This is a genomic window from Acinetobacter sp. ESBL14 (genome assembly GCF_036668815.1).
Classification (GTDB): Bacteria; Pseudomonadota; Gammaproteobacteria; order Pseudomonadales; family Moraxellaceae; genus Acinetobacter; species Acinetobacter gyllenbergii.
Genome location: NZ_JAZEVS010000001.1, coordinates 965,994 through 992,278, shown reverse-complemented (window position 1 = coordinate 992,278; position 26,285 = coordinate 965,994). Strand labels below are relative to the sequence as shown.

Genomic DNA, 26,285 nt, shown 5'->3' with positions numbered 1-26,285 from the left:
ATTGATGGCTTGGGATGAGCAATGATAAATAAAACGTTTGAAGCTTTGCAATTGCGCAAAGGCTTTTGGTGTAGGTGTTCCAAGTGTTCAGACCGTGAAGTTTAACCTTCGCTTCTCTGGTCATGAAGGAGGATCAGCAGAGCACTGCTCTGCCAGAGCGCAAGCCGAAAGCTACGCTTGAGTAATGATGAGCTAACCAAGCAGCACTACAATCATAATTTGAGCAGCGGCTAAAGCTGCGTAAGACAACCCTGCTTTGGGGCGTTATGTAGAACCTGATCGCATTGGGCTTGAAGGTGGATTGAATCCTTATATCTATGCGAATGGGAATCCTGTTGATACAAGTAATATGGTTCCTATTTACTCGACACTGAGTATATTGAAAAACCCGAATGGCAAGATGTTGTTGCAGCAGCCAAGAATGCACTCAATATTATTGGCTAAGTCATAAATGAACAAATATCCATAAAAAAAGCGCCTTACGGCGCTTTTTTTAGATATACAAATTAGTTTGCATATACAGGGAATTTTGCACAAACAGCTTCTACTTTAGCTTTTACATCAGCGATAACTTTCTCGTCACCTTTGCTGTCGATCACGTCTGCGATCCAACCTGCAAGTTCACGTACTTCAGCTTCACCAAAACCACGAGTCGTCACGGCTGGCGTACCAATACGGATACCAGAAGTTACGAACGGAGAACGCGGGTCATTTGGAACCGCATTTTTGTTTACAGTGATGTGCGCTGAGCCTAACCAAGCATCAACTTCTTTACCCGTTACGTCTTGTTTGATTAAAGACAATAAGAATAAATGGTTTTCTGTACCGCCAGAAACAACATCATAACCACGTGCAATCAAAACTTCAGCCATTGCTTGTGCATTTTTCACAACTTGTTGCTGGTAAGTTTTAAACTCATCAGACATTGCTTCTTTGAAGCAGATTGCTTTAGCAGCAATCGCATGCATCAAAGGACCACCTTGGTTGCCTGGGAATACAGCAGATTGAAGTTTCTTTTCGATTTCTTCGTTTGCTTTAGCAAGGATTAAACCTGAACGTGGACCACGAAGTGTTTTATGCGTTGTTGTCGTTGTTACGTCTGCAATTTGCACTGGGTTAGGATAAACACCCGCAGCAACTAAACCAGCAACATGCGCCATATCAACAAAAAGGTATGCACCTACTTTGTCAGCGATGTCACGGAAACGCTGCCAATCAACGATTTGGCTATAAGCAGAGAAACCAGCAACGATCATACGTGGCTTGTGTTCCAACGCTAAACGCTCTACTTCTTCATAATCAATTTCGCCAGTTTCAGTATTTAAACCATACTGAACAGCGTTATAGGTTTTACCAGAGAAGCTTACTTTAGCACCGTGAGTCAAGTGACCACCGTGAGCCAAGCTCATACCAAGAACGGTATCACCTGGGTTAAGAAGTGCTAGGTAAACCGCAGAGTTTGCTTGTGAACCCGCATGTGGCTGAACGTTTGCATAGTCTGCACCGAACAACTCTTTTGCACGATCAATTGCAAGTTGTTCAATCACATCCACATATTCACAACCGCCATAGTAGCGTTTGCCAGGATAGCCTTCTGCATATTTATTCGTAAGTTTTGATCCTTGAGCTTCCATTACAGCTGGTGAGCAATAGTTTTCAGATGCGATTAACTCGATATGTGCTTCTTGGCGTACGCCTTCAGAAGCAATTGCTTGAGCTAATTCTGGATCAAATTCAGCAATAGAGATATTGGCAAACATTAGCGGAGGGTCCTATGAATTAGGGCTTTTAAGCCGTGCTAAAGATTGGTGCATATTGTAGCACGAAGTTTATGGTTTCACAGATTGATATTTATTTAATTATTCGTGAATTTTATTCATTCTTAGCAGGGGTTTTGATAGGCCAAAATCAACAAGCTATTTTTTATACATTTTTACATCTTAGAGACTTACATTGAAAAAGCCCAATCTTCGCAAAATGGAAAATCGGGCTACTCTCTCTTCTCTTAATTATTGGCAGGCATCGCCGCTTTTACATCCTTGACAATCTCACCTATATTCAAGACATACGCCGAGCCATGATCCCATTCAGTATTGGTAATGTACTGGATTTTTGACCCTTTGTTTTGTGCAATTAATACCAACGCATCCGTTGCAGCTTTAGGAACCGTTGTATCTTTTGCTCCTTGATAAATTACTACTGGTTGATCCAATTTCACCTGAGCTGGCTGCGAATCAGTTTCCAAGAACGTTTTTACCAAAGGCACAGCCATAAAATTGGTTTGTGTTCTTGGATAATTGGTTAAACTATTATTGTTTTTACTCGCATAATCCTGCATCGCTGCTCCAAATTTCTGACCTAATACATCATAGCAATCTGATTCAGCCTGTTTCGCTATCAAATCAGTTGGAGTTTTAAAAACATTAGCGTAATTAAAACTTGGTTCAAGATTTCTTAAACCTGCAGTGATCAAAGCGGTAAATGTATCTAGCTGGGCATACATCGCAATTTTTTGCGCTAAAGGTGCATTCTCAACTGACGCATTACCATTCACCAAAATTGCAGCTAAATTAGAGGCAGGTGCAACAGCAATTGTCCCCTTATAGTCAAGCTTAGCACGGCTTTGATATTGTGCTGCCCCCAATGCGGCTTGCCCACCTTGAGAATGCCCAACTGTCATCCATTGCCGTGAAACCAATTTACCTTGCCCTGCTAAATAAGATCGCGCAGCAACCACCGCATCGGTAATCGAATAGGCTTCACTTTTTACATTTAGGAACGGATGCAACTCGCGACCACTTGGCTCACCTAAACCTTCATAATCAGGTGCAACCACCACATAGCCCGCTGCCAGAAATTGGGTAATCATACCTTGAATATACATATTGGTTGCATTTCGGCTTGGTGCACATTGATCAGCAACGCCAGTCGTGCCATGCGCCCATGCAACAATTTTCCAGCCGCCAGCAGGTGTTGGCCCACCAGGTACAAATAATAGTGAGGTCGCCATGGTCTCTTTGCCATTTTGTCCTAACATTTTATACGTCATGACCGAACTTTCAGCAGCCACGGCGCTAAAGTCTGTTTTAGTATAAGCAACTGGAATACCCACCACAGGATTTTTAATGTTGTTTTCTGGAATACCTGGCTTCGGTACAAACGAAATATTGTCGTCATCGCCATTACACGCGGTAAGCAATACACTTGAGCTCAGCAGTGCAACCGTTAATAATTTCATGTTCATGTTCATGTCATGTTTCCCTGATTTTTATCGTTTTCATTTTAGTACTTAGTATTTCTTTTACGAAGGCAAATACTTCCATAAGAATGCGCTAAATCCCAAATTGTTCAAGTATTTTTTTATTTTGCTGTTTATTTGCGCAGTTTTAGCCAAACTCTTTTTTAAATTTAAAAAAAACTAAACTGCATCTGCCTTATTCAGCACAGCTTATGAAGAATTTCTTGTAAGATATTGAAATTCTCAACTCAAGCTAGGTCAATGTTATGCAAGCAATCATTTTAGATACTGAAACACATACGTTGAATGGGTTGCCGATTGAAATTGCCTATGCCCCAATTGAAATTGAAAATGGAAAGCTCAGTCTCGATAAAAAACAAATTTTTGATCAGCTTTACCAAGTTGGTCAGCCTATTTCATTTGCTGCCATGGCGGTCCATCATATTTTAGAATCCGATCTCGTAGACCAACCTTTTTATAATGAATTTCAACTTCCTGTTGAAACGACTTATATCATTGGGCACAACGTTGATTATGATATTGCAGCTATTGCACGTTGTGGCGTTGACACCTCAAAACTAAAACCAATTTGTACTTTGGCCTTAGCACGTCACGTATGGGAAGATGCCGAAGCGCACAATATTTCCGCCCTGATTTACCTGATCTCAAAAGGCAGTGATAAAGCACGAGAAATGTTGAAAGGTGCACATCGGGCTGATGCCGACATTATCTTAACCGCCAATATTCTGATGCATATCATTCATCAGTTGAACATTCAAAATATTGAACAGCTTTATCTTGCATCTGAAGATGCCCGTATTCCTAAAAGCATTACTTTTGGTAAACATAAAGGTACTGCCATTCAGGACCTCCCTGCTGATTACATTCAATGGCTCATGCGTCAGGAAGATCTTGACCCGTATTTACGCAAAGCTTTAGAAACTAAATGAGTGAAATAAAGGATAACGTTCTCAATTTTTAGCTTATTTGCCACTTACTTTAAACAAGGCAATGATATTTAATAAATTGTTAACATTATTGTCATTTTTTAACCTTATCTTAATCTCCGTCTAGATCTTGATTTGGGGGAGATTAAGAGATGTCACATTTTTTTAAAACCGAGCTTGGGCAAACAGCCCTACAACAACGCAGTATTGCATTGACTGCACGTCAACGTCGTCTACTGCTATTAATTGACCATGAAGATTTTAAAGAACTAGATCAAGACTATAAGGAAAGGATTGCACCAACTGAACTGGTTCAACAACTGATTGATATGGGTCTACTGGCTGAACAAGCAACACCTATCGTTCAAAAAGCAAATCCAGTACCCGAATTAAAAGTTCATGATCTCAAAACAGCATCAGAGCCCGTTATAACACAAGAAACAATCGCACCAAGACCTAGTGCGGCTGAACTAAAACCAGAAATCGAACCTGAAATTATTGAATTAGAAAAATTACCCTTTGTTGAAATCCAGCAAGTCATGATTCAAACGCTCACGACCTATTGCGGTCTAATGGCGCGCCCATTGATACAAAAAATTCAGTCGATTAGTTCTTTACAACAACTCAAAGTCTGCCAAATGCAATGGATAACCTCACTGCAAGAATCACGAATTCCACCTGCTCAACTCAATCAAACTTTAAAATTGATCAATTATTCAGTGCAGCATTTATAGTTGGATATGTAGAATATCGATAAGTTGAGAATAAAATTGATGTTTTAATAAACAAGAAGTAGCTTTATTGGAAGGTATATATTTACCTGCCTGTGTTTTTTGCCTATGATGTGGCACGCATGCGCTCATAGCTCAACTGGATAGAGTACAGGTCTCCGAAGCCTGTGGCGTGGGTTCGAGTCCCGCTGAGCGCACCATTGCATCTCCTTCTCTCTATCCTCTTATTTTTATAATCGTTCTGTTTTTAACACGCCATAAACCTATTTTTCTACTTGGTTTATTTTTTCATATCGCTCAAAATACCCCATCTATTTAACAACGTGAGACGTTTATGACTGATGCTTTGGTGTTGAGCGGTTTGTCCAAAACTTATCGTAATGGTTTTCAGGCGTTAAAAGGGATTGACCTTACCGTACCTGAAGGTGAATTTTATGCATTATTAGGACCTAATGGTGCAGGAAAATCGACAACGATTGGTATCATCAGCTCTTTAACCAAAAAAACATCTGGTTCAGTAGAGATTTTTGGGCATAACTTAGATACCCATCCCTCACATGCAAAACAATGTCTTGGTGTTGTTCCTCAAGAATTTAACTTTGGTCAATTTGAAAAAACTTTCGATATTTTAGTGACCCAAGCGGGTTATTACGGCATTCCGAAGAAGTTGGCCGAACAACGTGCTGAACACTATTTAGAAAAGCTTGGCTTATGGGAAAAACGCAATATTCAATCGCGTATGCTCTCAGGTGGTATGAAACGCCGTTTAATGATTGCACGTGCGATGATGCATGAACCTAAACTGCTGATCCTCGATGAACCGACTGCTGGCGTTGATATTGAGTTACGTCGTTCGATGTGGGACTTCCTCACCGAAATGAATGAAAATGGCACATCGATCATCCTGACCACACACTATTTAGAAGAAGCAGAAATGCTGTGTCGTCGTATCGCAATTATTGACCGCGGAGTGATTAAGGAAGATACCTCAATGAAAGGTTTCCTCAATCAATTGAATGAAGAATCGTTTATCTGTGATTTAGCTGAACCAATCGAAACTTTCGACCTGAATATTATAGGTTTTAAATTTAATCTGATTGATCCGGTTACCCTAGAAGTCACCATGGATAAGGCGCATAGCATGAATGACCTCTTCCTGTTATTACAGTCACAGAATATCCAAGTCAGCAGTATGCGTAATAAATCGAATCGCTTAGAAGAATTGTTCGTGAAAATGGTCGAGAAGAATCTTGCAGGAGCGGATCAATGAATTTTAGTCAATTACAAACCGCCCTGTGGACCTTAGTCGTTAAAGAAATTCGTCGCTTTATGCGAATTTGGCCACAAACCCTGCTTCCACCCGCCATCACCATGAGTTTGTACTTTGTGATTTTTGGCAACTTGGTGGGTTCCCGTATTGGTGAAATGGGCGGCTTTAGCTATATGCAGTTTATTGTGCCCGGCTTGATTATGATGGCTGTAATCACCAACAGCTATGCCAACGTTTCCTCAAGTTTCTTTAGTGCCAAATTCCAAAAAAGTATTGAAGAACTCATTATGAGCCCAGTACCCTTACACTTAATCTTATGGGGTTATGTGATTGGTGGTGTTAGCCGTGGTGTGTTGGTCGGTTTGATCGTCACGATAATGAGCCTATTCTTTACTCACTTAGAAATTTATAATGTATTTGTGACTATATATACAGTCATTATTACTTCATTATTATTTTCATTGGGCGGTTTCATCAATGCGGTCTATGCCAAGTCATTTGATGATATTTCAATTATCCCAACTTTCGTATTGACACCTCTTACCTATTTAGGTGGTGTGTTCTATGCCATTAGTGCACTCAGCCCATTTTGGCAAAACGTGTCTTTAGTTAATCCAATTGTATATATGGTCAACGCCTTCCGTTACGGTATTTTAGGTCATAGCGATGTCAATGTGTCCTTATCATTAGGCATCGTGACGCTATGCTGTGTTGTCCTTTATGCAATCGCCTATCATTTATTAGCTCGTGGTTCAGGAATGCGTGAATGAGTGTTGAACATTCTTTATTGGGTAAAGATACCCAATACCCTACTCAATATCAGCCAGATGTTTTATTTCCAATTGCGCGTGCTGAGTCTCGTCAACAATATGCGCATATTGAAGGCATTACTCAAGGTAAAGACTGGTGGCATGTATTTGAAATTTCATGGCTGAATCATCTTGGTTTACCGCAAGTGGCAATTGGTCGCTTAACCTTACCTGCCAGCTCACCTAATTTAATTGAATCAAAGTCATTAAAACTTTATTTCAACAGCATGAACTTCACTCAATTTGAGTCTCAGCAAGCCTTTGTTGAAACCGTTGAGCGTGATTTATCCCATGCTGCTGGTGCAAAAGTTGAATTACAACTGTTCCAAGTTGATGATTTAGAGATATCTAAACCTCAAGGGATTTGTATTGATGATCTCATTCCTGAGCGTTTATCAGAGCATCCTGACTCAACCTTGTTGCAATTGGATACAACCACAGAAGACGATGTCGAAATCGAGTTGTACTCGCATTTATTAAGAAGTAATTGTCCTGTGACAGGCCAGCCAGATTGGGGCACTGTTTTTATTCGTTTGCAAGGTAAAAAACCTTGTTATCGCAGCATTTTAGCTTATATTATCTCGTACCGTCAGCATAATGGTTTCCATGAACAATGTGTTGAGCAAATATTTGCGGATATTTGGCAACTGTTAAAGCCAGAAAAGCTGATGGTCTATGCAACTTATACTCGCCGTGGGGGCTTGGATATTAACCCATGCCGAGTATCAGATTTGTCATGGATGCCCGAGCCAATTCGCTTGGCACGACAATAAAACGAATAAATTTGATATAGAGGACGTTCTTCAATGACCAGTTATTTCGGGATTCTTCCGTCAGCAAGTTTGAGTCAGGACATTCAACTTGCGCAAGCCAACCGTGACAGTAAAGAGCCTCAATACCCTTTACGTGACAAAATTTCTCTACAGCTAACTGATGAGTTAATTGACACTATGTTGGTTCACTTGGTTCAACAATTTCCACCAAGTGACAAACGTGATACGACTGAAGGTCTTGCGATTAAAATTCGCGGCATTGTTGAAACCCTAATGAAACAGCTCTTAGGCAAAGCCTCTAATGAACAAGTGCTTGAATCACTCGCATTCATGGAAAAAAGCTTGTTTATTGATAATGATGGTAAACAACGTATCGGTACGGTATTACCAGACAATCTTGTCAATGACATGAAAAAAAGCTTTGCAGAAGTGGCTGCTGGAAACGGTAAAGAGCAACGTGATGCTTTAACGCAGCAGTTTAAAAAGTTTGCAGACGCATTGATTCACCACTTTATGACTGAATTTAACAAAACCCTTGGTCTAGGTATGGTGAAACGTGGCGTAGCCAGCGTTGCAACCAGCGGCGTAGAAACTGCTGTTCATATCGTGATTAAAAAATTGATTCCGAGCTTAAACCAAGTGGAACTTGAAGTCTTTACCAAGCACTTCGACCAACTTTTGGTACAAAAATAAGTTTAGAATGATAAGAAAGCGACGATTACCAAATCGTCGCTTTTTTTATGCCAAATTAATCGCTTATAAATGTCACAATTTCTAAATTTGCATTGTCTAAATCAGCGTTTATGTTAGCATTCGCGAAGCGTTGATTTACCTGATTTAGAATCGCATGTCTCCAAGCCCGCAATACAAATTTTTACGTCAAGCACCTCGTGATGGCTTGAGCACTGCCAATCAGCCTTCTCGTTGGCAACAACTGCATATCGACCCATGGCTATGCCTATTTCTGATTCTCAATGCCTTACTTGGCCTGACTGTTTTATATAGTGCATCAGCGCAAGATGTCGGGCTGGTCAGTAAACAAGCCATGAGCTTTGGTATTGGCTTTGTGGTGATGTTTACTTTGGCTCAAATTCCACCAAAAGTGTATCAGGCATTTTCTCCCTACTTTTATGTATTTGGGGTGTTATCACTGCTTGCTGTGGTGGTTTTTGGTGAAGTCCGTATGGGGGCGCAACGTTGGATTGATATTCCTGGCTTTGGTAGCGTACAACCTAGTGAATTTATGAAAATTGGCATGCCAATGATGGTGGCATGGTTCTTGTCACGTAAAGCCCTACCACCAAGCTTCTCACAAGTCATTCTGTCTTTATTGCTGATTGTTGTTCCTTTTCTACTGATTGCAGAACAACCCGACTTAGGGACGTCGTTATTGGTCCTTGCCAGTGGTATTTTCGTCCTGTTCCTCAGTGGGCTGTCATGGAAATTGATTGCAGGCGCAGCAGGTATTGCAGGCATTATTATTCCAATCGCATGGGAATTTTTACTGCATGATTATCAACGTCAGCGCGTTCTGACTTTATTTAACCCAGAAGCCGATGCACTCGGAACGGGTTGGAACATTATTCAATCTAAAACAGCGATTGGTTCTGGTGGCTTTTCCGGTAAAGGCTTTTTAGAGGGAACCCAATCCCATCTACACTTTTTACCAGAAGGTCATACTGACTTTATTATTGCCGCCTATTCAGAAGAATTTGGCTTGATTGGCGTCACTCTGCTGATTCTTCTGTATTGTGCAATTATTTTTAGAACATTCCAAATCGGCTTACAAAGCTTCCATAACTATGGTCGTTTGGTTGCTGGTGCCTTTGGTTTGTCTTTTTTTGTTTATGTATTTGTAAATGCAGGCATGGTCAGTGGTATTTTACCTGTAGTAGGTGTGCCTTTGCCGTTCATGAGTTATGGCGGAACTGCAATTATTACTCTTATGTCAACTTTTGGACTGGTTATGTCTATTCATACACATCGATAATGAGGAATTTTATAAACTTATGTTTCTTCCTACTTTGAATAAAACTTTTAAATTTTTAACTTTAAGCGCTGGTTTATTTTTGAGTAGTAATTGGGCACAAGCCAATGAATTTTACACTCATCCCAATTACCCTGCATTCAAACAAAAAGCAATGACAACCTACGGGTTAAGTGGCGAACAGATTGATGCCGCCATGAGTGGTGCGCGCAATTTACCCAACATTTTAAACATCATGACTCGTCCTGGTGAAAGTAAACCTTGGTATCAATACCGCTCAATGTTTCTAGTAGAAGGTACCATTCAACGTGGTGCACGTTTTAAAAGCCAATATGAAGACGTACTGAATCGTGCTGAACAGCAGTACGGTGTGCCTAAATCGGTGATTCTCGGCATTTTAGGTGTAGAAACAGGTTATGGCGCCAATAAAGGCTCTTTCATCACCAGAGATGCCCTAGCAACACTTGCCTTTGGTTATCCACGCCGTGCTGACTATTTTAGTGACGAACTCGCTGCTTTGATTTCTTGGACCTATAAAGAAGGTTATCCAACTAACAGCATTGTAGGCTCTTATGCGGGTGCAATTGGTTACCCACAGTTTATGCCAAGTAATATCCAAAAGTTAGGTGTGGATTACGACGGCAATGGACATATTGACTTAAGAAACTCTGCTGCAGATGCGATTGGTTCAATTGCAAACTATTTAGCTCAGCACGGATGGGAACGCGATCGTCCAATTGGCTTCCCTGCTCGTTACTCTGGTAACAATCCGGATAGCGTGATTGCTAAGGATTTAACCCAACCAACACCTTATGGTGAATTGAAAAGATTAGGGATTGCGCCACTTGACCCTTTGGTAAAAATTGATGACCTTGATTTAGTCAATGTTATTCAATTACAAGACCAATTTGGTCCAATTTACTATATTACTTATCCAAATTTCCAAGTGATTACCACCTACAACAGAAGCAGAATGTATGCCACTGCAGTGTGGTTATTGGGCACAGAAGCAGCTAGCCGATAGGCTAGCTTTTTTACAAGATTATGAAAAGTCAATAAATTTTTTATTTAAAAAGTACATATATTCGGCAAAATTCATAAATTGTTACAATATTGATTAATTTATAACCAGAAACTGTAAGTTTTTGCCCTTTTTGTAACTATTTATCGTTAAAGACTAGACACACTTCGTAAGCGATGAATATTATCGCCGCAAGATAAAGTAATTGCAAAAGTGAATAATTAGACATGTGCACTATATTTCAAGGTGTTTTTATTGAAATAGAAAAGCATGTTCTCTAGGAGTTTATACAATGCAGTTTTCGCTAAAATATATTCTAGCGCTGACGGCAGGCTTAAGTTTAAGCCCGTTACATGCTGAAATGGTACAGTCTTCATCATTAACCAATGATGTGGAAGGTTCTAATTTGGCTGCCCGCGTTCTAAGCAAAGATTCTCAAAATTTTAATTCTCGTTTCTCTAACGTTAATAGTCTTTCAATCACTGAGAGTTCAGGTGACAAAGTCCGTCGCCAAACGATTGCTGCTAAGATCGATATCCCTGAAGAAGAGCCTTCAGTGATTGAAAAACTGAATACTGTTGCTTCGAACACCGTTCGTAAATTCAGCCAAAGTGGTGTTGCGTCATGGTATGGTCGTCAATTCCATGGCCGTAAAACAGCAAGTGGTGAAACATTCGATATGAATGCAATGACTGCTGCACACCGTAGCCTTCCTTTGAACTGTTATATCCGTGTAACAAACAAAGACAATGGTAAAAGTGTTGTTGTAAAAGTTAACGATCGTGGTCCTTTCCATGGTAACCGTGTATTAGACTTATCTTATGGTGCTGCAAAGCAACTGGGTATGTCTAGCGCAGGTACAGGTAATGTGAGCATTGAACGTGTTGATGGTCCTAATTCTTAATCATTAAGACCACAACTAAAAAGCCGCTTATGCGGCTTTTTTTATTTTCATCTATTACATTTGTTAATACTTTACGCCCTATCCTATTCTTCGGTATATTGAATCAATAAAAATGAATACTGCAAGGAGTGTGCTGTGAAATCGATTGACGAATGGTTTGACGAATATAGTGACAGTCACCAAAACCAAACCAACAAAAAAATCCATTGGGTCTGTGTGCCTGCCATTCTCTTTTCAATCATTGGTATTCTGGCGCACTTTAGCACCTTACTCACCGCACTATTGCTGGTTTTAACTTTAGTTTTTTATGCCCGTTTAGACATCGTACTTGCGATTGCAATGGCTGCTTTATTAGCCGTCATGGCGTGGCTGATTGTGATTTTACCTGTCGGCGTCGGATTCTATATTGGCGTATTTGTGATTGCATGGATCGGGCAGTTTTATGGGCACAAAGTTGAAGGTAAGAAGCCGTCATTCTTTAAAGACTTACAATTCCTTCTGATTGGCCCAGTATGGTGCATGGACGCTTATTTAGCTAAAGTCCTACCTAAATGGAAACTTCGTCAAAAATCAGCGATTACAAGCTAATTTAGCGCATATCTTGCAACAAATCTCTGAATATTCAGGAATAGGATTTAAATGTCATATCAATTTGTAGGTTTTTTTGCATTAACCGAGCAAATGAAAAGCCCCTTTTATCCTATTGACGGGACTACTTGGAAAGATATCAAAGATCCATTCCATGGCATTGGGATAAAGCTATCCCCATCAATTAAAACGCCATCATCACCAGATGACATAAAAGCTCTTTTTAGCGCGATGAATATCAATCATGTTAAACAATGGCTTTTTATTGAATATGTGTGTTTTGGCGGCTCAATTGACTATATTTATGCACTTATTATGAAAAATGGTGAAATATATGGTCCAATTGAAGAGTCAGCACTTGAAAATGTTGAGAGAGTTTATATCGATTTAATGAATGAATTTGGCATCTCAGAGAAAGATGCCCTTCAATTTAAACCATTTGATCGAAATTTCTGGGATGAATAAATAATTCTTTCTCCTTAACCCTCTTATATTATTGGTACATTTTTCCTTGATATTTCAGCCACCCATCAATATGTTTTCCACGCGGATCATGATGGGTCCAATGAATCACCCCACCTTTTTGGCTGTATTCATATTCACCAAAAAACTCAACTGTATCGCCTTTTTTCAGCCCTTCAATTCTTGGCGCTAAATCAATGTTGTGTGCGATCAATACGGTTAAACCATTCTCCAGTTTAAGAATCATTTTCTGATGTCTTGAACCTTCATTGTCATCTGGCAAAATGGCTTTTACAATACCCTGCGCTTGTACCTGCACATTACTTCGCTGCTGCTGATAAGCTTGCATAATCTTGTTTTGATCATCGGCAGCAACAGCATTACTTGCACTGGGTATAGAGGAAGAATTACTGGTATTTTGTTTTTGCTTAAAATCCAGACCAAAATAAGCTGCCGCTAAAACAACAATAGCAACCAGAATCAGATTATTTTTTTGAGTTTTCATAGTGACCTGTTATCAAACACAAGATAGCAAAATGCCAATCAAATTGATTGGCATTTTGATCATACAACGTATCTAGCACTTAGAACAAACGATTCATACCATTCAACGCTGCAACGCGATAGGCTTCTGCCATGGTCGGATAGTTGAATGTGGTTTCAACAAAGTACTTCAAGGTATTGTTTGGACTGTGCATCACCACTTGCCCAATGTGAATAATCTCTGCGGCATTGTTACCAAAGCAGTGAATACCCAAAACTTCCAAAGTATCACGATGAAACAAGATCTTTAACTCACCAACAGTATCACCGGTAATCTGCGCGCGAGCCAAATGACGGAAAGAAGCTTGCCCTACTTCGTAAGGTACTTTCTCTTCTGTCAATTCCTGCTCAGTCTTACCAATTGAAGAAATCTCTGGAATGGTATAAATACCTGTTGGTACATCACGGATTGGCTTCACATTCTTTTCACCCACCATGTTTGCACCCGCGCAGCGACCTTGGTCATACGCCGCTGATGCCAATGATGGCCAACCAATCACATCACCTGCCGCATAAATATTTTCAGCTTCAGTTTGATATTGATCATTGACCATCAACTGACCACGACCATTCGGCACTAAGCCTACATTTTCCAAGCCTAGACCATCGGTATTGCCTGAACGACCGTTACACCACAAAATCGCATCAGCTTTGATTTTCTTACCACTGAGTAAATGCAAGACCACATGATCATCAAAAGTTTCTAAACGATCAATTTGCTCATTGTGACGAATCAATACACCTTGTTCACGCAGGTGATATGACAATGCATCGGCAATTTCGTCATCAAGATAGCTTAAAAGCTTTTGCTGAGTGTTGATCAAATCAACTTTATGATCAAGCCCGATGAAAATAGATGCATATTCGCAACCAATTACACCCGCACCATAAATGATGATTTTTTGGATTGAATAATCGAGATCGAGAATTTTGTCTGAGTCAAATACGCGTGGATGATTAAAGTCTAAACCTTGTGGCTGGTATGGACGACTACCCGTTGCGATCACGATTTGCTTGCAAATGATGGTGTCTTTAATGCCATCCTGACCAAAAATCAGTACGGTGTTTTTATCTTGTATATAGGCACGACCGTGAAAAACTTCAATTTTATTGCGGTCATAAAAACGTGTATGTGTATCAACTTGCTGTTGAATCACTTTATGCGCGTTACGTAACACCTGTTTCATGGTGAATTGTTTCCACTCACCGACTTTTTGAAACATTGGATCACGTTGATAACGAATAATACTTGAAACTGTTTGACGTAATGCTTTACTTGGAATTGTTCCGACGTGTGCACAGTTACCACCGAGTTGATCACGAACATCAACGATTGCAACACGTTTACCTGCTTTTGCAAGCTTCATTGCCGCGCCTTCGCCAGCTGGGCCAGAACCGAGAATTACTGCATCATACTTAACAATATTCCCACCAACGACCTCTTTCTTACGTGGCATTCAAAGCTCCTTTGTTTCTAACCGTTTTTGCTTTATATATGATAACCAATATGCAGCCAGATGATGTATTTCACAACTATATATTTTTATATATTTACATTTTCAAAATGAATACCACTTTTCATGCTTTATTACGGTAAATTTGACTATAATAACAGGATATCTCAAGTCAAAGGCTGTAGAACTTATATGTCTGAACACCGTAAACCTGAACAGGGTATAAAACTTCGTGGCGCGGAAAAAGTCGCAAGAATTCCTGTAAAAGTTATCCCTACGGTTGAAGTACCTCGCAAACCGGACTGGATTCGAGTCAAGATGACCGCTCCAGAAGAAGTTCAGCGTATTAAAACAACCTTGCGCTCGCAAAAACTGCATACTGTCTGTGAAGAAGCTGCTTGTCCTAACCTACCTGAATGTTTCGGTGGTGGTACAGCAACCTTTATGATCATGGGTGATATCTGTACACGTCGCTGCCCTTTCTGTGACGTTGCACATGGTCGTCCAAATGCTTTAGATCCAGATGAACCACGCCATATGGCAGAGACGATTTCCAATCTCGGCCTCAAATATGCGGTAATTACCTCAGTTGACCGTGATGACCTTTTGGATGGCGGTGCTCAACACTTCGTTGATTGTATCAAAGAAGCACGTGCATTAAGCCCTAAAACTTTATTGGAAATTCTGGTTCCTGACTTCCGTGGTCGTATGGATATTGCCTTACGCATTATGACTGAATGTCCACCAGATGTGTTCAACCACAACATTGAAACTGTGCCGCGTTTGTATAAAGCGATGCGTCCAGGTTCTGATTATCAGCACTCTTTAACGCTGTTAAAAATGTTTAAAGAATACTGCCCTGATGTACCAACAAAATGTGGTTTGATGGTCGGTATCGGTGAAACAGAAGAAGAAGTGATCGCCCTGCTCGATGATCTTAGAGCACATGATGTTGACTACATTACTATTGGTCAATATCTACAGCCGTCTAAGCAACATGCACCAATCGATCGCTTTGTCACACCAGAAGAGTTTGAACGCTATGCTGAGCATGGTCGTAAACTTGGTTTTAGAAATATCTGGTCTGCGCCAATGGTTCGCTCAAGCTATTTTGCTGATCGCCAATACCATGGTGAACCTGTTCCAGCGGTACGCCGTAAAGTCGATCCTGCCAAGAAAATTGCAGTTCAAGCAATTGAAGCTTAATGTTGAGATGGGCGTACTTCGGTGCGCCCCTCGATTGTATTCTTAGCAAGTCATTGAGAATTAACACTCGATCCTAAAATCCTTTAAACTTTTTCCCTTTTCTTGCAACAGATGATAGACAAAATCAGTATCGAACTTAAGCATCAACTGGATTGCATCATGAATTTTCCAAAAATATAATTTAGGGTCATCCATCATTTTATCCAGATGCGTCTTTAATAAGGGAATATATTCCTTATATTGTTTCTTTTCGATCACCCAAAAAATACTATTAATTTCAAAAGGCGCTGTATTCGATTGCTCAATAATTTTTGCAACATAAGGAAAAATTTTCCCTCTCGCCAACTCACCTAAACCCGCATCCGACTTTGCTGCCCAGTAACTGACAAATGCACTTAATACATGTTGCAAAGTATCATCATAACCATGTAAGCGATGGTCTATCCAGCCACTCAATTGATTTGTATCAAATAAATGTGTCAGCGCATTAAAGCCCTCATCCTGCCCCCAATGGGTTAACAGTTTAGCGGCATCAAAAACCACAACATCTTCTGTATGATGAAGCAGCTCAACAACCCGATCGATTCGATCTTGAGAAATATCTACCAAGTCCAATTCTTCAGCAGTACAAGCATAATCTGCGTGATCAGGAATATCCGTTAATAAAGCCAAAATTTCTTGATTCATCAATCTTTCTAATACAAAAAAGGAGCAAATTCTTGCTCCTTAATTTTGATTATGCTAAACACTTAAGCAATATGCTTTTGTACCACAATCGAACCAACAGAATAGCCAGCACCGAATGAAGAAATCACCGCATATTCGCCGTTATTCACTTGCTCACCAGTACGATGCATTGCAATAATCACGCCAGCAGACGAGGTATTGGCAAACTCATCCAAAATGATAGGTGCACGCTCTAAATCAGCTTCTTTACCCACAACCAATTTCAAAATCAGTTCATTCATATTGGCATTGGCTTGATGCAACCAGAAACGCTTGATTTGTTCAGCGCTTAACTCCAGTTTTTCCAATTGTGCTGTAATGATTTTAGCAACTAAAGGACAAACTTCTTTAAAGACTTTACGACCGTCTTGACGGAATAACTTGTCGTCAACCACTGCATCTTCGCTACGGTTTAAGAAACCAAAATTGTTACGGATATTATTTGAGAACTGAGTAAACAAATGGATATCTAAGATTTCATAACCCGATTTAGTTTCAGTTTCTTCAATAATCGATGCCGTTGCAACATCACCAAAGATAAAGTGTGCATCACGAGTACGGTAATCTAAATGACCCGATGTAATTTCAACATTGAGCAATAACACACGGCGCGCGCCACATTTCACGGCATCATAGGCTTGCTTCAAACCAAATGTTGCAGCAGAACATGCCACGTTCATGTCATAAGCATAACCTTGGATACCCAAAGCAGACTGGATTTCAATCGCAACTGCAGGATAGGCACGTTGCATATTTGAACACGCCAAAATCACCACATCGATATCTTCTGCAGTCACGCCTGCATTTTCCATCGCTTGTTTTGCAGCAATCACGCCCCACTCTGCTTGAAGTGACAATTCATCATTGCTGCGCTCTTGCAAACGCGGACGTAAACGGGTTGGATCAAGAATACCCGATTTTTCGACCACGTAACGGCGTTGGATACCCGATGCTTTTTCGATAAATTCAGGGCTTGAACCACGTAAAGCTTCAATTTCGCCCGCTTCAATTTCAGCTGCGTGATCTTGGTTATACTGTTCTACATAAGCATTTAAACTTTCAACCAACTCTTCATTGGAAATAGATTCGGTTGGGTGAAATAACCCTGTACCTGTTATACGGATGCCCATGTAAAACTCCTGTAAAGAATGCTTCTAACTTTCATATTTCTCAGTTTAACCGATTGCTAATCGATCCCATAGTTTTTGTAATCTAGTTGGTGAAATAGGCAGCTTTGTTTTCATCGGTTGAGAAAACAAGGAAATTCGCAGTTCTTCCAACATCAAATACAGTTCTTTGATTTTAGGATCGTTTCTAAGTTTAAATACTTTGTCCATCCATGGATCGACATCATCAATTGCAGCAAGGTCTCGTTGTAGATTATTGGGCAAACGATCTAAACGCAATAGCAGCGCTTTCAAATAACGCGGGTATTCCTGCCAAATTTCAGGTGATTGGCTATAAACAAAGTTGGCCAATAACATTAAATCAAGTTGATCTTCTATGTCATCGACACTTCGGCCAAAAATACTCTGATCCAAGACCAATAGTTCACGGCGAATCTGCTGCCATTGAGTAAATATTTCAGTTAAATCAGTTAATGTCTGTTGACCATTTGCTAAAAATTGCTTTTTAGTTTCAGTCAGTAACTGCTGAAACTCAGTGGCATTTTTAGGCAGTTCTTGAATCGAAATCTGTAAGGTTGCATAGACCAGCATTTGCTCCAGCTTGGCACGATCACCCAACGGTGAATAAGCGAGAGCTAAAGGCTTGGAAATCTGTTTTTTCAATTGACGGATTAGATCCCCCAATTGCATATGTACCAGACGGATTACCCCTTCACGATGCTGCTTAATCGCTTCATCCTGATCATTAAAGGTTTGAATCACCACGCCCGCTTCATCTTTGGCTTCAAGCTCAGCAAATCGCTTGGTAGGAACCAAAGCCTGATATTGCTTGACGATCACGCCCGTCACTTTTTGCGATGCTTCAAATACAAAGTTTTCAGGGAAGGTCTGGAACTCACCTGCTTGCTGTTTCACTGGACGATGAGTTTCAACACGACAACGTGCTTTTAACTCATCTAAGTCACGGCCTTGGGCAATGAGTTTACCTTTTTCATCCAATACCTTAATAAAAGGCACCAGATATTGATCAATTCTCTCGAAAGAAAAGTCTTTTTCCGTAATCTGTTCACCACGTAAAGCAAAGGCTAAATAATTAAATAGATGCTCACGTAAATGCACCGCATCAATGCCTTGCATCAACTTTTTCGCGGTATCTGGAATCGGAACCAGATTACGGCGTTTGTCTTTAGGAAGTGCTTTGAGCAAAGCTTCAATTAAATCTTGTCGCCAACCAGGAATTCCCCAAGACCATTGCTTTTCATCCACTTGCGGTAAAGCCTGCACAGGGATTTTAACCGTTGCCCCATCTTCATCATGACTTGGATCAAAACGATAGCTTGCAGCCAAACGTAACTGACCATTATGTAAATAATCAGGGAATTGTAGCGTGGTGGGACGATCATTCATCCACAAAGCATCATCTTCAACGAACAAGTAGCGTGGATTGTCTGTTTCTACTGTTGCCCGCCAATCTTCAAAACTGCGACGACTGGCAATTTCCTCAGGCACTTTCTCGGCATAGAACTGGTAAATGGTTTCCTCATCGACCACTAAATCGCGACGACGCAACTTATCTTCTACCCGTTCTACTTCTTCGAGTTTCAGTAGGTTGTGCTTTAAAAACGGCGGTGTAACACCTAAATTACCCGTGGTCAGTGCATCACGTAAGAAGATTTCATGTGCCGCAGCTTGATCCACTTTCTCAAAATTAATCATTCGCTTTGGCTCGATGATTAAACCGAATAGTGATATTTGTGCATAGGCATTTACAATACCCGCTTTTTTCGACCAGTGTGGCTCGAAATAGTGGTACTTCAATAAATCACGAGCTGCCAACAGAATCCATTCAGGATCAATTTTTGCCAAAGTACGTAAATACACCTGAGAAGTTTCCACCATCTCAAAGGCCATGACCCAAGCGGTATTGGTCTTGTGTAAGGTACTGGCTGGGAACACTTTGGCTTTCTGCTGACGCACCGCCATAAAAGTATTACGTTCATCTGTTTTATTGGCAATAAATGAAAGTAGCCCGGTTAAAAGTGCACGGTGCAGGTTTTCGTAATTCGCACCTTTTTCATTAAAACTCAGCTTTAAACCTTCTGCCAGTTCCACTAACTGCTGATGGGTTTGCTTCCATTCCCGCAGACGTAACCAACTTAAAAAATGTTGGCGCGCAAATTGACGGCGCTTGTTTTCGGTTTGTGTATCAGGACTGGTTTGTATCGTATTCCAAAGCTTCAGATAGAATAAAAAGTCTGAATCTGCTTCCTTGAATAAGGCATGCTTTTGATCGGCCTGCATTTGTTTATCGGCTGGACGTTCACGCGGATCTTGAATCGCCAAGGCACTGACAATAATCAGTGTTTCTTTAAGTACACCAAAGTGCGCACCACCAATCAGCATTCGAGCCAGTCGTGGATCAATCGGCATACGCGCCATCATTTGACCGACTTTGGTTAGTCCTCCACTAGCTTTTCTTTTGCCCTCATCCCAACCTTCTCCCACTGGGAGAAGGAGTTCTCCTCTCTCTTTGGGAGAGGAGAGGGATGATAATGCACCCAACTCAATCAAGAGTTTGCGACCGTCATTGACCAAACGGAAATCAGGCGGCTCAATAAAGTCAAAATCTTCCAAACTACCTAAACCTAAACTTTGCATCTGTAAAATTACAGAAGCCAAGTTGGTTCGTTTAATCTCAGGTTCAGTAAACTCTGGACGACTTAAAAAATCTTCTTCACTGTATAGCCGGATACAGACACCCGCCGCAATACGACCACAGCGCCCCTTACGCTGATTGGCTGCTGCCTGTGAAATCGCTTCAATTGGTAAGCGCTGTACCCGCGAACGGTAGTTATAACGTGAAATACGAGCAAAACCACTATCAATCACATAGCGAATATTTGGCACCGTCAACGCCGTTTCCGCCACGTTGGTCGCAATAATAATACGTCGCCCTTTGCCACTCGGACTAAAAATCTTTTGCTGTTCAGCCAGCGCCAAACGTGCATATAAAGGTAAAACCTCAGTATGACGAGGACCAAACTTCTGCAAAGTTTCCTGTAACTCACGAATTTCTTGTTCAGTACTGGCAAAAATCAAAATATCGGCATGTTCAGGATGACCGCGGCTTTCTGCATCAGCAAAACATTCTTCGACTGCCTGTACCACAGCACGTGGTAGATTTTCTTCAAAGTCATCGAACTCATCATCATCACTACCGACAATACTCATCTCGGAGATGGGACGATAACGCACTTCCACGGGGAAGCTTCGCCCTTCCACTTCGAAGATCGGTGCATCATTGAAATATTGACTGAAACGATTTACATCCAAAGTTGCTGAGGTCACGATCACTTTTAAATCAGGGCGCTTTGGCAAAAGCTGCTTGAGATAGCCCATGATGAAATCAATATTGAGTGAGCGTTCATGCGCTTCATCAATAATGATGGTGTCATATTTTGATAAAAAATGGTCGTTGGTAAGCTCTGCCAACAAAATACCATCGGTCATCAAACGGACGATAGAATCTTGCGAACCTTGCTCATTAAAACGAACCTTGAAACCAATGGCATCACCTAGCTTCTGTCCCACTTCTTCCGCAATACGTTGTGAAACACTCCGTGCAGCCAATCGACGCGGCTGAGTATGACCGATCATGCCTGTGAGTCCACGACCTGCCAGCATGGCAATTTGTGGAAGCTGTGTGGTTTTACCAGAACCCGTTTCACCAGCAACAATAATCACCTGATGCTTTTGAATCGCCTCAATTAAACGATCTGCGTATTGGGTAACAGGCAAGTCTTGATTGAGCTTGATTTGCGGAATACGGGCTAAACGTTGTTTGACTTTATGGTTAGACTGTTCAAATAGTTTTTCAATTTCTGCTGTTTCTGTTTTCTTATCCTTGCGCAGTCGATTTAAACGGTGACGGTCACGTGCCATAACCCATTGATCTACATTTAAATGACTCTGCACTGAACAGCTTTCCTGAATATAAAAAGAATCGGCTATTTTACGCCTTAAAATCTTGCTATGCAAAGAAAGCTTTTCAAATGCTTTGCATTAGCTCCGATTAATCATTTTTAGATGCTTAGCGCTGCTCAGTATTATTGAGTCGTGTTAATGAGTCTCGCAATGCAGAAAATTTAATCGTATATCTCCGTTTTTTATATAATTTTAGATTTTTTCAATTTTACCCTTGAATTTTGATGGCGTAGACTTCATGTTGTTATGCACATTAGTTCTGGATCTTTTGTCATGTTTGCTTCATCTCGATGCAGTCAAATAGGACAGATATTCTTGGGTGAAAGTCGTTTTTATTGAGTTATTCAATTTTCCGATTCTAGTCATATAAAAATACTATTTCCCCAATAACTAAAAATTATTTATTCTTGACCTCGTAAACAAGTAAGGCGTTAGCCTCTCAATAAAACCTCAATCATGGAGACAATGATGAGCTTAATTAATACTGAAGTTAAACCATTTAAAGCGACTGCGTACCACAACGGTCAATTTGTTGACGTATCTGAAGCAGATCTTAAAGGCAAATGGTCTGTTGTATTCTTCTACCCAGCTGACTTCACATTCGTATGTCCAACTGAGTTAGGCGACCTTGCTGACAACTATGCTGAATTCCAAAAATTAGGCGTTGAAATCTATGGCGTATCTACTGATACTCACTTCACGCACAAAGCTTGGCACGACACTTCAGAAGTGATTGGTAAAATCCAATACCCATTGATCGGTGACCCAACTTGGACACTTTCTAAAAACTTCGAGGTATTAATCGAAGCTGCTGGTCTTGCTGACCGTGGTACTTTCGTAATCGATCCAGAAGGCAAAATCCAAATCGTTGAAATCAACGCTGGTGGTATCGGCCGTGATGCATCTGAACTTCTTCGTAAAGTTAAAGCTGCTCAATATGTTCACGCTCACCCAGGTGAAGTTTGCCCAGCTAAATGGAAAGAAGGCGAAGCTACGCTTGCTCCATCTATCGACTTAGTTGGTAAAATCTAATTCTTTAGATTAGACCAATCGGTTTGAAACCACCCTTTTTTAGGGTGGTTTTTTTATTGATTATTTTTATCAATCCAAGTCCTATTCCACACCGAAAATTTATAGCTAATTTTTTACAATTCTTATACTTATAAATTTATAGCCAGCTTCATTTATGAATTGTCAGACTGCCCCAGTTGGAGTACTGTCAAATTATGAAACAAAAGAGTTTTTAGATATGTACTAAAAGATCAAACAAAAATAGGAGTCGTTATATGGAAAAATCTGTTGTTGTAACCTCTTGGAAATATGATGTTTCTTCACGCTATTTAAAAATTTTTTATAGCAATGGCTCAGGTGAGCTTTATCATCCCGTTCCAGAGTTTATCTACAATAATTTACTTCGCACCAATGATAAAACAGCCTTTGTGCATAAATATCTTGAGTTTGATCTGCATTTTAAACGACTCTGTATTTCGGCTTAGAAAATAAAAAAATCAGCCCGTTGGGCTGATTTTCAATGAATCTAACTTTAACGTTAAGCCACATCTTGCTGTTTAGCATATTTCTCTAACATCTTATGCTTGGCTTCAGGATAGACATTGATCCTGTCCAAGTTACCTTTATAGTGCTGTACAACTCGATCATCCATAATTTTTGACCACCACGATGGAATAAATGCTGGCAAAATCATCGCACCATAACCAGCAGGAAGTTGTGGTGCATCTTCAAAATGTCGCAAAGTTTGGAAGCTTCGAGTTGGATTAGCATGATGATCCGAATGACGTTGCAACTGATATAAGAACAGATTGGTTACCACATTATTATTGTTCCAGCTATGTTCTGGTAGCGTTCGCTCATACTGACCATTGTCTTTCTTTGCACGCTTCAAACCATAATGTTCAATATAATTCACCGACTCAAACAAAGTGATCGCATAGGCCGCTTGCGTGACTTGGAACGGTACTGAGCGCAGACCAAACTTCGTAAACATGGCAGCATGGTATGCAGCAGACATCGCCCAGCCATGAATCAACTCATTCTCCTTACAGAAGAAAGGCAGCTTTTTACGTTCTAAACGATTCTTTTCAATTTCAATTGCAGATTTAAAGCTACCAATCACAGTACGTGGCAAAAACTTCCAGAAAGTCTCGCCAAATTGTGAAGAGGCAGGATCTTCTGGTGTCGCAACACGACGATGGTGCCCATATGGGTGTTCAATGCGGAAATGGTTATAACCTGACGGCGCCAAAGCCAAATGCGAAAGATAATGCTCTAAGCGCCCTGTCTTATGGCTGAGTTCATGTGCAGTATTAATTGCAATACCATTGACCATGCCTACCAAAGTTCCTAGTAAAACTTGATCCGCGACGGGTGTATCTTTACGACTGGCTAAATAGGCCCCATAAATATTGGTCGCGTATTGTAATGGTATAAAAAGCTTCACAATACGAGCGTAATACGGATCGGCTTCTAAATCTGCGATTGCATCTAATGGTGGGTTTTCGGTGTCTTCGCCAATCAATTTATCTAATGTTGGGATCACACCATGAATAAATAATGGCCCAAATGAAGCGAAGAACTTTTTCGTTTTTTTAGGACCAAATTGATAGCCCGCCAAGCCCCCCATTGCAATGGTTGGTACAGCCAAACCCAATAGCCATAAGTGACGTTTTTTATCCTTAAATGTTGTTGTCGCTTGCTCGACATCCAGTTGAGTATGCATATTCATTAGAAACTCCTCAATCAAACACAAAATGTTTTGCTTGAACTGATTGTGTTCCTTCATCGCCCCTCTATATTATCATTTTAAGACTTGATATTATCATTTTAAGACTTTACTGAGTTTTTCTTGTGCAAAAGCAACAGATCCCTGTTATTCCATCACGTTATTATTTGCGATTGATTGAAATTTTAATCGGTACGCATCAATACGATAATGATTTGTTGATGGCAGTGCAGCAAGAATTAGCAAAAACAGAATTATTATCGATTCAACAAATTGAGCAATTCATAGAAATTGGTTTAAGCCTGCCCAATACCCGAGACTTGGCCTTTGAACTGGGTAAAAATATAAAGCTCAGCTCACACAGTCTCGTCGGCTATGCACTGATGACCAGCCCAAATCTAGAACATGCACTTAGGCTGATTGCACAATATTTTAGACTGATTATGCCGAGTTTTAAGCTGAGTATTCAGTTTCCATCAGACTCACAAAAAGTTGAACTGTTATTTGAACCAATTTTGCAGATGAATAAGCAGTGTTTGGCCTTTCATATTGAAGCGATTGCCGTAGCGTTCTACTACAGTCTATTAGAATTGGCAGGTCAGCAATTACAACGCTACCAAGTCTATTTAAGTATTCCAGAGCCAAGCTATCAAGAACGTTATTTAGCCTTGGTGAAAGCCAATTTTCACTTTAACTATACTTGGCTTTCAGGTATCCGTGTGGTGATTGATCAGCAACAGTTGGCACTACCCTTACCTTTGGCAGATGCACATAGTTTAAAAATAGTTGAACAACGCTGTCAGGAACAAATCCAGAAAATCTACCATCAAGGCGAAATTGTGGAATGGGTCAGCATGATGTTGCGACAAGCCAATCAAGTCCCAACCCTCATGGAATGTGCCAAAGTATTAAATATTTCCACCAAAACCTTGCAACGCTATTTGCAGCAACAAGGCGTTGAATTTCAAGCTTTAAAACAGCAGATCAGCACTGAGCGTGCCATTGATTTATTAGAAAATTCTAGCTTTACCATTACTGCTATTGCCTATGAATTAGGCTATTCCAATCCAGCCAATTTCACCCGCGCATTTAATAAAGTTCAGGGTTGTAGTCCGCAGGCTTATCGGCAAGCGCATCTTCATAAAATCAACTTATTTCAAGACCACCATACATAAGCCAGCGCCGACAGGTAAGATCGTACTCATATAGTCTTCATCATCTTTGATCAGTTCAAGAAATTCCTTCACCTCTGCGGCATGGGAAATCACATTATCAACAATTAAAGTGCTACCTGAAGATTGCAATAAACGCTTTAAGTCTTCCCAATACCCAGCATAACTACCACGCTCAGCATCGAGTAATATCAAATCGAAAGGTTCGGTCGCTTGGGCCAGATAATCTGCTGCATCCCCCACCCAAAAATCAATCAAAGCCTCTAAGCCAAATTCCTCAGCATACTTTCTTGCTTGTGCGCTACGAAAAGCATTAATTTCTAAGGTTTGCACCGCCCCAGCAACTGCTTTTGCAGCTTCTGCCAGCCAAAGTGTTGAATAACCCGTTGAAGTACCTATTTCTAAAATCCGTTTTGAGCATTGGCTACGAACTAGCATTGCCAGCAGTTTGGCAGACTCTGCTTCAATATTTCGATAGCGTCTTAAACGATCAGACTGTCGAGCATCGTGTTGTTTAAACTCATCATATAAATCAGAAATACGTTGTAAAAATACCGTGCTGGTCATGTCTGATCCCCTCAAACAGGCTGTTTAAAAGCTAAA

25 protein-coding genes and 1 tRNA gene are annotated in these 26,285 nt (G+C 40.5%); 17 read left to right on the top strand and 9 right to left on the bottom strand.

The features are described from left to right. Positions 1-256: 256 nt before the first annotated feature. On the top strand, positions 257-451 hold the full coding sequence (locus V6E90_RS21835) for a hypothetical protein (protein WP_442881248.1): 195 nt from the start codon (positions 257-259) through the stop codon (positions 449-451). 55 nt (positions 452-506) lie between these two features. Here V6E90_RS21835 and glyA read toward each other — a convergent pair whose 3' ends face one another. Both glyA and V6E90_RS04755 read right to left on the bottom strand, forming a co-directional pair. Further along, a complete protein-coding gene (glyA, locus tag V6E90_RS04760; RefSeq protein ID WP_005313196.1) occupies positions 507-1,760 on the bottom strand; it encodes a serine hydroxymethyltransferase in 1,254 nt (417 codons plus the stop codon). Between the two features lie 245 nt (positions 1,761-2,005). Beyond that, positions 2,006-3,244 carry an alpha/beta hydrolase family protein gene (locus V6E90_RS04755; RefSeq protein WP_332604660.1) on the bottom strand — a complete coding sequence of 413 codons (1,239 nt, stop codon included), beginning with the start codon at positions 3,242-3,244 and terminating at the stop codon, positions 2,006-2,008. A 260-nt stretch (positions 3,245-3,504) separates the two neighbouring features. Between V6E90_RS04755 and V6E90_RS04750 the strand changes: the two genes are divergently transcribed. The 12 genes from V6E90_RS04750 to V6E90_RS04695 all read left to right on the top strand — a co-directional run bounded on the left by V6E90_RS04750 (position 3,505) and on the right by V6E90_RS04695 (position 12,733). Then, positions 3,505-4,188 (top strand): putative quorum-sensing-regulated virulence factor, encoded by a 684-nt coding sequence (locus V6E90_RS04750; protein ID WP_262758697.1) that lies wholly within the window; start codon positions 3,505-3,507, stop codon positions 4,186-4,188. A gap of 149 nt (positions 4,189-4,337) precedes the next feature. Further along, the gene (locus tag V6E90_RS04745; protein WP_332604659.1) at positions 4,338-4,919 is read left to right on the top strand and encodes a hypothetical protein; all 582 of its coding nucleotides are present in this window, start codon (positions 4,338-4,340) and stop codon (positions 4,917-4,919) included. Between the two features lie 121 nt (positions 4,920-5,040). After that, a tRNA-Arg gene (locus V6E90_RS04740) sits at positions 5,041-5,116 on the top strand. Between the two features lie 134 nt (positions 5,117-5,250). Next, positions 5,251-6,186 carry an ABC transporter ATP-binding protein gene (locus V6E90_RS04735; protein WP_005204396.1) on the top strand — a complete coding sequence of 312 codons (936 nt, stop codon included), beginning with the start codon at positions 5,251-5,253 and terminating at the stop codon, positions 6,184-6,186. Further along, positions 6,183-6,956, top strand: a complete 774-nt coding sequence (locus V6E90_RS04730; protein WP_016539780.1) for an ABC transporter permease — start codon at positions 6,183-6,185, stop codon at positions 6,954-6,956. The genes V6E90_RS04735 and V6E90_RS04730 overlap by 4 nt, the downstream gene beginning before the upstream one ends. Beyond that, positions 6,953-7,768 carry an NADPH-dependent 7-cyano-7-deazaguanine reductase QueF gene (gene queF / locus V6E90_RS04725; protein WP_016539779.1) on the top strand — a complete coding sequence of 272 codons (816 nt, stop codon included), beginning with the start codon at positions 6,953-6,955 and terminating at the stop codon, positions 7,766-7,768. Before V6E90_RS04730 ends, queF begins: the two co-directional genes overlap by 4 nt. Positions 7,769-7,801: 33 nt before the next feature. Further along, the gene (locus V6E90_RS04720) at positions 7,802-8,461 is read left to right on the top strand and encodes a hypothetical protein (protein WP_332604657.1); all 660 of its coding nucleotides are present in this window, start codon (positions 7,802-7,804) and stop codon (positions 8,459-8,461) included. A 154-nt stretch (positions 8,462-8,615) separates the two neighbouring features. Beyond that, a complete protein-coding gene (gene rodA, locus V6E90_RS04715; protein WP_016539777.1) occupies positions 8,616-9,758 on the top strand; it encodes a rod shape-determining protein RodA in 1,143 nt (380 codons plus the stop codon). A 19-nt stretch (positions 9,759-9,777) separates the two neighbouring features. Continuing rightward, positions 9,778-10,779 (top strand): lytic murein transglycosylase B, encoded by a 1,002-nt coding sequence (gene mltB, locus V6E90_RS04710; protein ID WP_016539776.1) that lies wholly within the window; start codon positions 9,778-9,780, stop codon positions 10,777-10,779. 289 nt (positions 10,780-11,068) lie between these two features. Next, positions 11,069-11,680: a septal ring lytic transglycosylase RlpA family protein gene (locus V6E90_RS04705; RefSeq protein WP_016539775.1), complete on the top strand. Its 612-nt coding sequence runs from the start codon at positions 11,069-11,071 to the stop codon at positions 11,678-11,680. 135 nt (positions 11,681-11,815) lie between these two features. Beyond that, positions 11,816-12,268 carry an Mpo1 family 2-hydroxy fatty acid dioxygenase gene (locus tag V6E90_RS04700; RefSeq protein WP_004654035.1) on the top strand — a complete coding sequence of 151 codons (453 nt, stop codon included), beginning with the start codon at positions 11,816-11,818 and terminating at the stop codon, positions 12,266-12,268. A gap of 51 nt (positions 12,269-12,319) precedes the next feature. Then, positions 12,320-12,733: a hypothetical protein gene (locus V6E90_RS04695; RefSeq protein ID WP_332604656.1), complete on the top strand. Its 414-nt coding sequence runs from the start codon at positions 12,320-12,322 to the stop codon at positions 12,731-12,733. 28 nt (positions 12,734-12,761) lie between these two features. On the opposite strand, the gene V6E90_RS04690 is transcribed toward V6E90_RS04695, so the two are convergent. Next, positions 12,762-13,235 carry a DUF3465 domain-containing protein gene (locus V6E90_RS04690; protein WP_332604655.1) on the bottom strand — a complete coding sequence of 158 codons (474 nt, stop codon included), beginning with the start codon at positions 13,233-13,235 and terminating at the stop codon, positions 12,762-12,764. Positions 13,236-13,314: 79 nt separating this feature from the next. Beyond that, a complete protein-coding gene (sthA, locus tag V6E90_RS04685) occupies positions 13,315-14,730 on the bottom strand; it encodes a Si-specific NAD(P)(+) transhydrogenase (protein WP_004654041.1) in 1,416 nt (471 codons plus the stop codon). A 189-nt stretch (positions 14,731-14,919) separates the two neighbouring features. Here sthA and lipA point away from each other — a divergent pair, with 189 nt between their 5' ends. After that, positions 14,920-15,933, top strand: a complete 1,014-nt coding sequence (lipA, locus tag V6E90_RS04680; protein WP_016539771.1) for a lipoyl synthase — start codon at positions 14,920-14,922, stop codon at positions 15,931-15,933. A gap of 60 nt (positions 15,934-15,993) precedes the next feature. Here lipA and V6E90_RS04675 read toward each other — a convergent pair whose 3' ends face one another. The 3 genes from V6E90_RS04675 to hrpA all read right to left on the bottom strand — a co-directional run bounded on the left by V6E90_RS04675 (position 15,994) and on the right by hrpA (position 21,761). Then, the gene (locus V6E90_RS04675) at positions 15,994-16,620 is read right to left on the bottom strand and encodes a hypothetical protein (protein ID WP_332604654.1); all 627 of its coding nucleotides are present in this window, start codon (positions 16,618-16,620) and stop codon (positions 15,994-15,996) included. Positions 16,621-16,682: 62 nt separating this feature from the next. After that, positions 16,683-17,789 (bottom strand): beta-ketoacyl-ACP synthase III, encoded by a 1,107-nt coding sequence (locus V6E90_RS04670; RefSeq protein ID WP_262758703.1) that lies wholly within the window; start codon positions 17,787-17,789, stop codon positions 16,683-16,685. 45 nt (positions 17,790-17,834) lie between these two features. After that, positions 17,835-21,761, bottom strand: a complete 3,927-nt coding sequence (hrpA, locus tag V6E90_RS04665; RefSeq protein WP_332604653.1) for an ATP-dependent RNA helicase HrpA — start codon at positions 21,759-21,761, stop codon at positions 17,835-17,837. 477 nt (positions 21,762-22,238) lie between these two features. On the opposite strand from hrpA, the gene ahpC reads away from it, so the two are divergent. Both ahpC and V6E90_RS04655 read left to right on the top strand, forming a co-directional pair. Then, entirely contained in the window at positions 22,239-22,802 is a 564-nt protein-coding gene (gene ahpC / locus V6E90_RS04660) for an alkyl hydroperoxide reductase subunit C (protein WP_016539767.1), read from the top strand. A 254-nt stretch (positions 22,803-23,056) separates the two neighbouring features. Continuing rightward, complete coding sequence (locus V6E90_RS04655; protein ID WP_003652651.1) at positions 23,057-23,266, top strand: KTSC domain-containing protein; 210 nt, start codon at positions 23,057-23,059, stop codon at positions 23,264-23,266. A 53-nt stretch (positions 23,267-23,319) separates the two neighbouring features. Here the strand turns inward: V6E90_RS04655 and V6E90_RS04650 are convergent, their stop codons facing one another. Then, entirely contained in the window at positions 23,320-24,513 is a 1,194-nt protein-coding gene (locus tag V6E90_RS04650; RefSeq protein ID WP_332604652.1) for an alkane 1-monooxygenase, read from the bottom strand. Between the two features lie 122 nt (positions 24,514-24,635). On the opposite strand from V6E90_RS04650, the gene V6E90_RS04645 reads away from it, so the two are divergent. After that, complete coding sequence (locus tag V6E90_RS04645) at positions 24,636-25,685, top strand: helix-turn-helix domain-containing protein (RefSeq protein ID WP_262758706.1); 1,050 nt, start codon at positions 24,636-24,638, stop codon at positions 25,683-25,685. Here V6E90_RS04645 and V6E90_RS04640 read toward each other — a convergent pair. Then, a complete protein-coding gene (locus V6E90_RS04640; RefSeq protein ID WP_332604651.1) occupies positions 25,662-26,249 on the bottom strand; it encodes an O-methyltransferase in 588 nt (195 codons plus the stop codon). The two genes, V6E90_RS04645 and V6E90_RS04640, sit on opposite strands and share 24 nt — an antisense overlap. Positions 26,250-26,285 lie beyond the last annotated feature (36 nt).

Bases quoted from the DNA above. Each gene is read 5' to 3' on its own strand.
- V6E90_RS04705 (WP_016539775.1), top strand. From the start codon at position 11,069: ATGCAGTTTTCGCTAAAATATATTCTAGCGCTGACGGCAGGCTTAAGT.
- rodA (WP_016539777.1), top strand. From the start codon at position 8,616: ATGTCTCCAAGCCCGCAATACAAATTTTTACGTCAAGCACCTCGTGAT.
- glyA (WP_005313196.1), bottom strand. From the start codon at position 1,760: ATGTTTGCCAATATCTCTATTGCTGAATTTGATCCAGAATTAGCTCAA.
- V6E90_RS04675 (WP_332604654.1), bottom strand. From the start codon at position 16,620: ATGAATCAAGAAATTTTGGCTTTATTAACGGATATTCCTGATCACGCA.
- lipA (WP_016539771.1), top strand. From the start codon at position 14,920: ATGTCTGAACACCGTAAACCTGAACAGGGTATAAAACTTCGTGGCGCG.
- V6E90_RS04745 (WP_332604659.1), top strand. From the start codon at position 4,338: ATGTCACATTTTTTTAAAACCGAGCTTGGGCAAACAGCCCTACAACAA.
- queF (WP_016539779.1), top strand. From the start codon at position 6,953: ATGAGTGTTGAACATTCTTTATTGGGTAAAGATACCCAATACCCTACT.
- V6E90_RS04750 (WP_262758697.1), top strand. From the start codon at position 3,505: ATGCAAGCAATCATTTTAGATACTGAAACACATACGTTGAATGGGTTG.
- V6E90_RS04755 (WP_332604660.1), bottom strand. From the start codon at position 3,244: ATGAACATGAAATTATTAACGGTTGCACTGCTGAGCTCAAGTGTATTG.
- V6E90_RS04695 (WP_332604656.1), top strand. From the start codon at position 12,320: ATGTCATATCAATTTGTAGGTTTTTTTGCATTAACCGAGCAAATGAAA.
- V6E90_RS04670 (WP_262758703.1), bottom strand. From the start codon at position 17,789: ATGGGCATCCGTATAACAGGTACAGGGTTATTTCACCCAACCGAATCT.
- V6E90_RS04730 (WP_016539780.1), top strand. From the start codon at position 6,183: ATGAATTTTAGTCAATTACAAACCGCCCTGTGGACCTTAGTCGTTAAA.
- V6E90_RS04640 (WP_332604651.1), bottom strand. From the start codon at position 26,249: ATGACCAGCACGGTATTTTTACAACGTATTTCTGATTTATATGATGAG.
- mltB (WP_016539776.1), top strand. From the start codon at position 9,778: ATGTTTCTTCCTACTTTGAATAAAACTTTTAAATTTTTAACTTTAAGC.
- V6E90_RS04655 (WP_003652651.1), top strand. From the start codon at position 23,057: ATGGAAAAATCTGTTGTTGTAACCTCTTGGAAATATGATGTTTCTTCA.
- V6E90_RS04720 (WP_332604657.1), top strand. From the start codon at position 7,802: ATGACCAGTTATTTCGGGATTCTTCCGTCAGCAAGTTTGAGTCAGGAC.
- V6E90_RS04650 (WP_332604652.1), bottom strand. From the start codon at position 24,513: ATGAATATGCATACTCAACTGGATGTCGAGCAAGCGACAACAACATTT.
- V6E90_RS04735 (WP_005204396.1), top strand. From the start codon at position 5,251: ATGACTGATGCTTTGGTGTTGAGCGGTTTGTCCAAAACTTATCGTAAT.
- ahpC (WP_016539767.1), top strand. From the start codon at position 22,239: ATGAGCTTAATTAATACTGAAGTTAAACCATTTAAAGCGACTGCGTAC.
- sthA (WP_004654041.1), bottom strand. From the start codon at position 14,730: ATGCCACGTAAGAAAGAGGTCGTTGGTGGGAATATTGTTAAGTATGAT.
- V6E90_RS04690 (WP_332604655.1), bottom strand. From the start codon at position 13,235: ATGAAAACTCAAAAAAATAATCTGATTCTGGTTGCTATTGTTGTTTTA.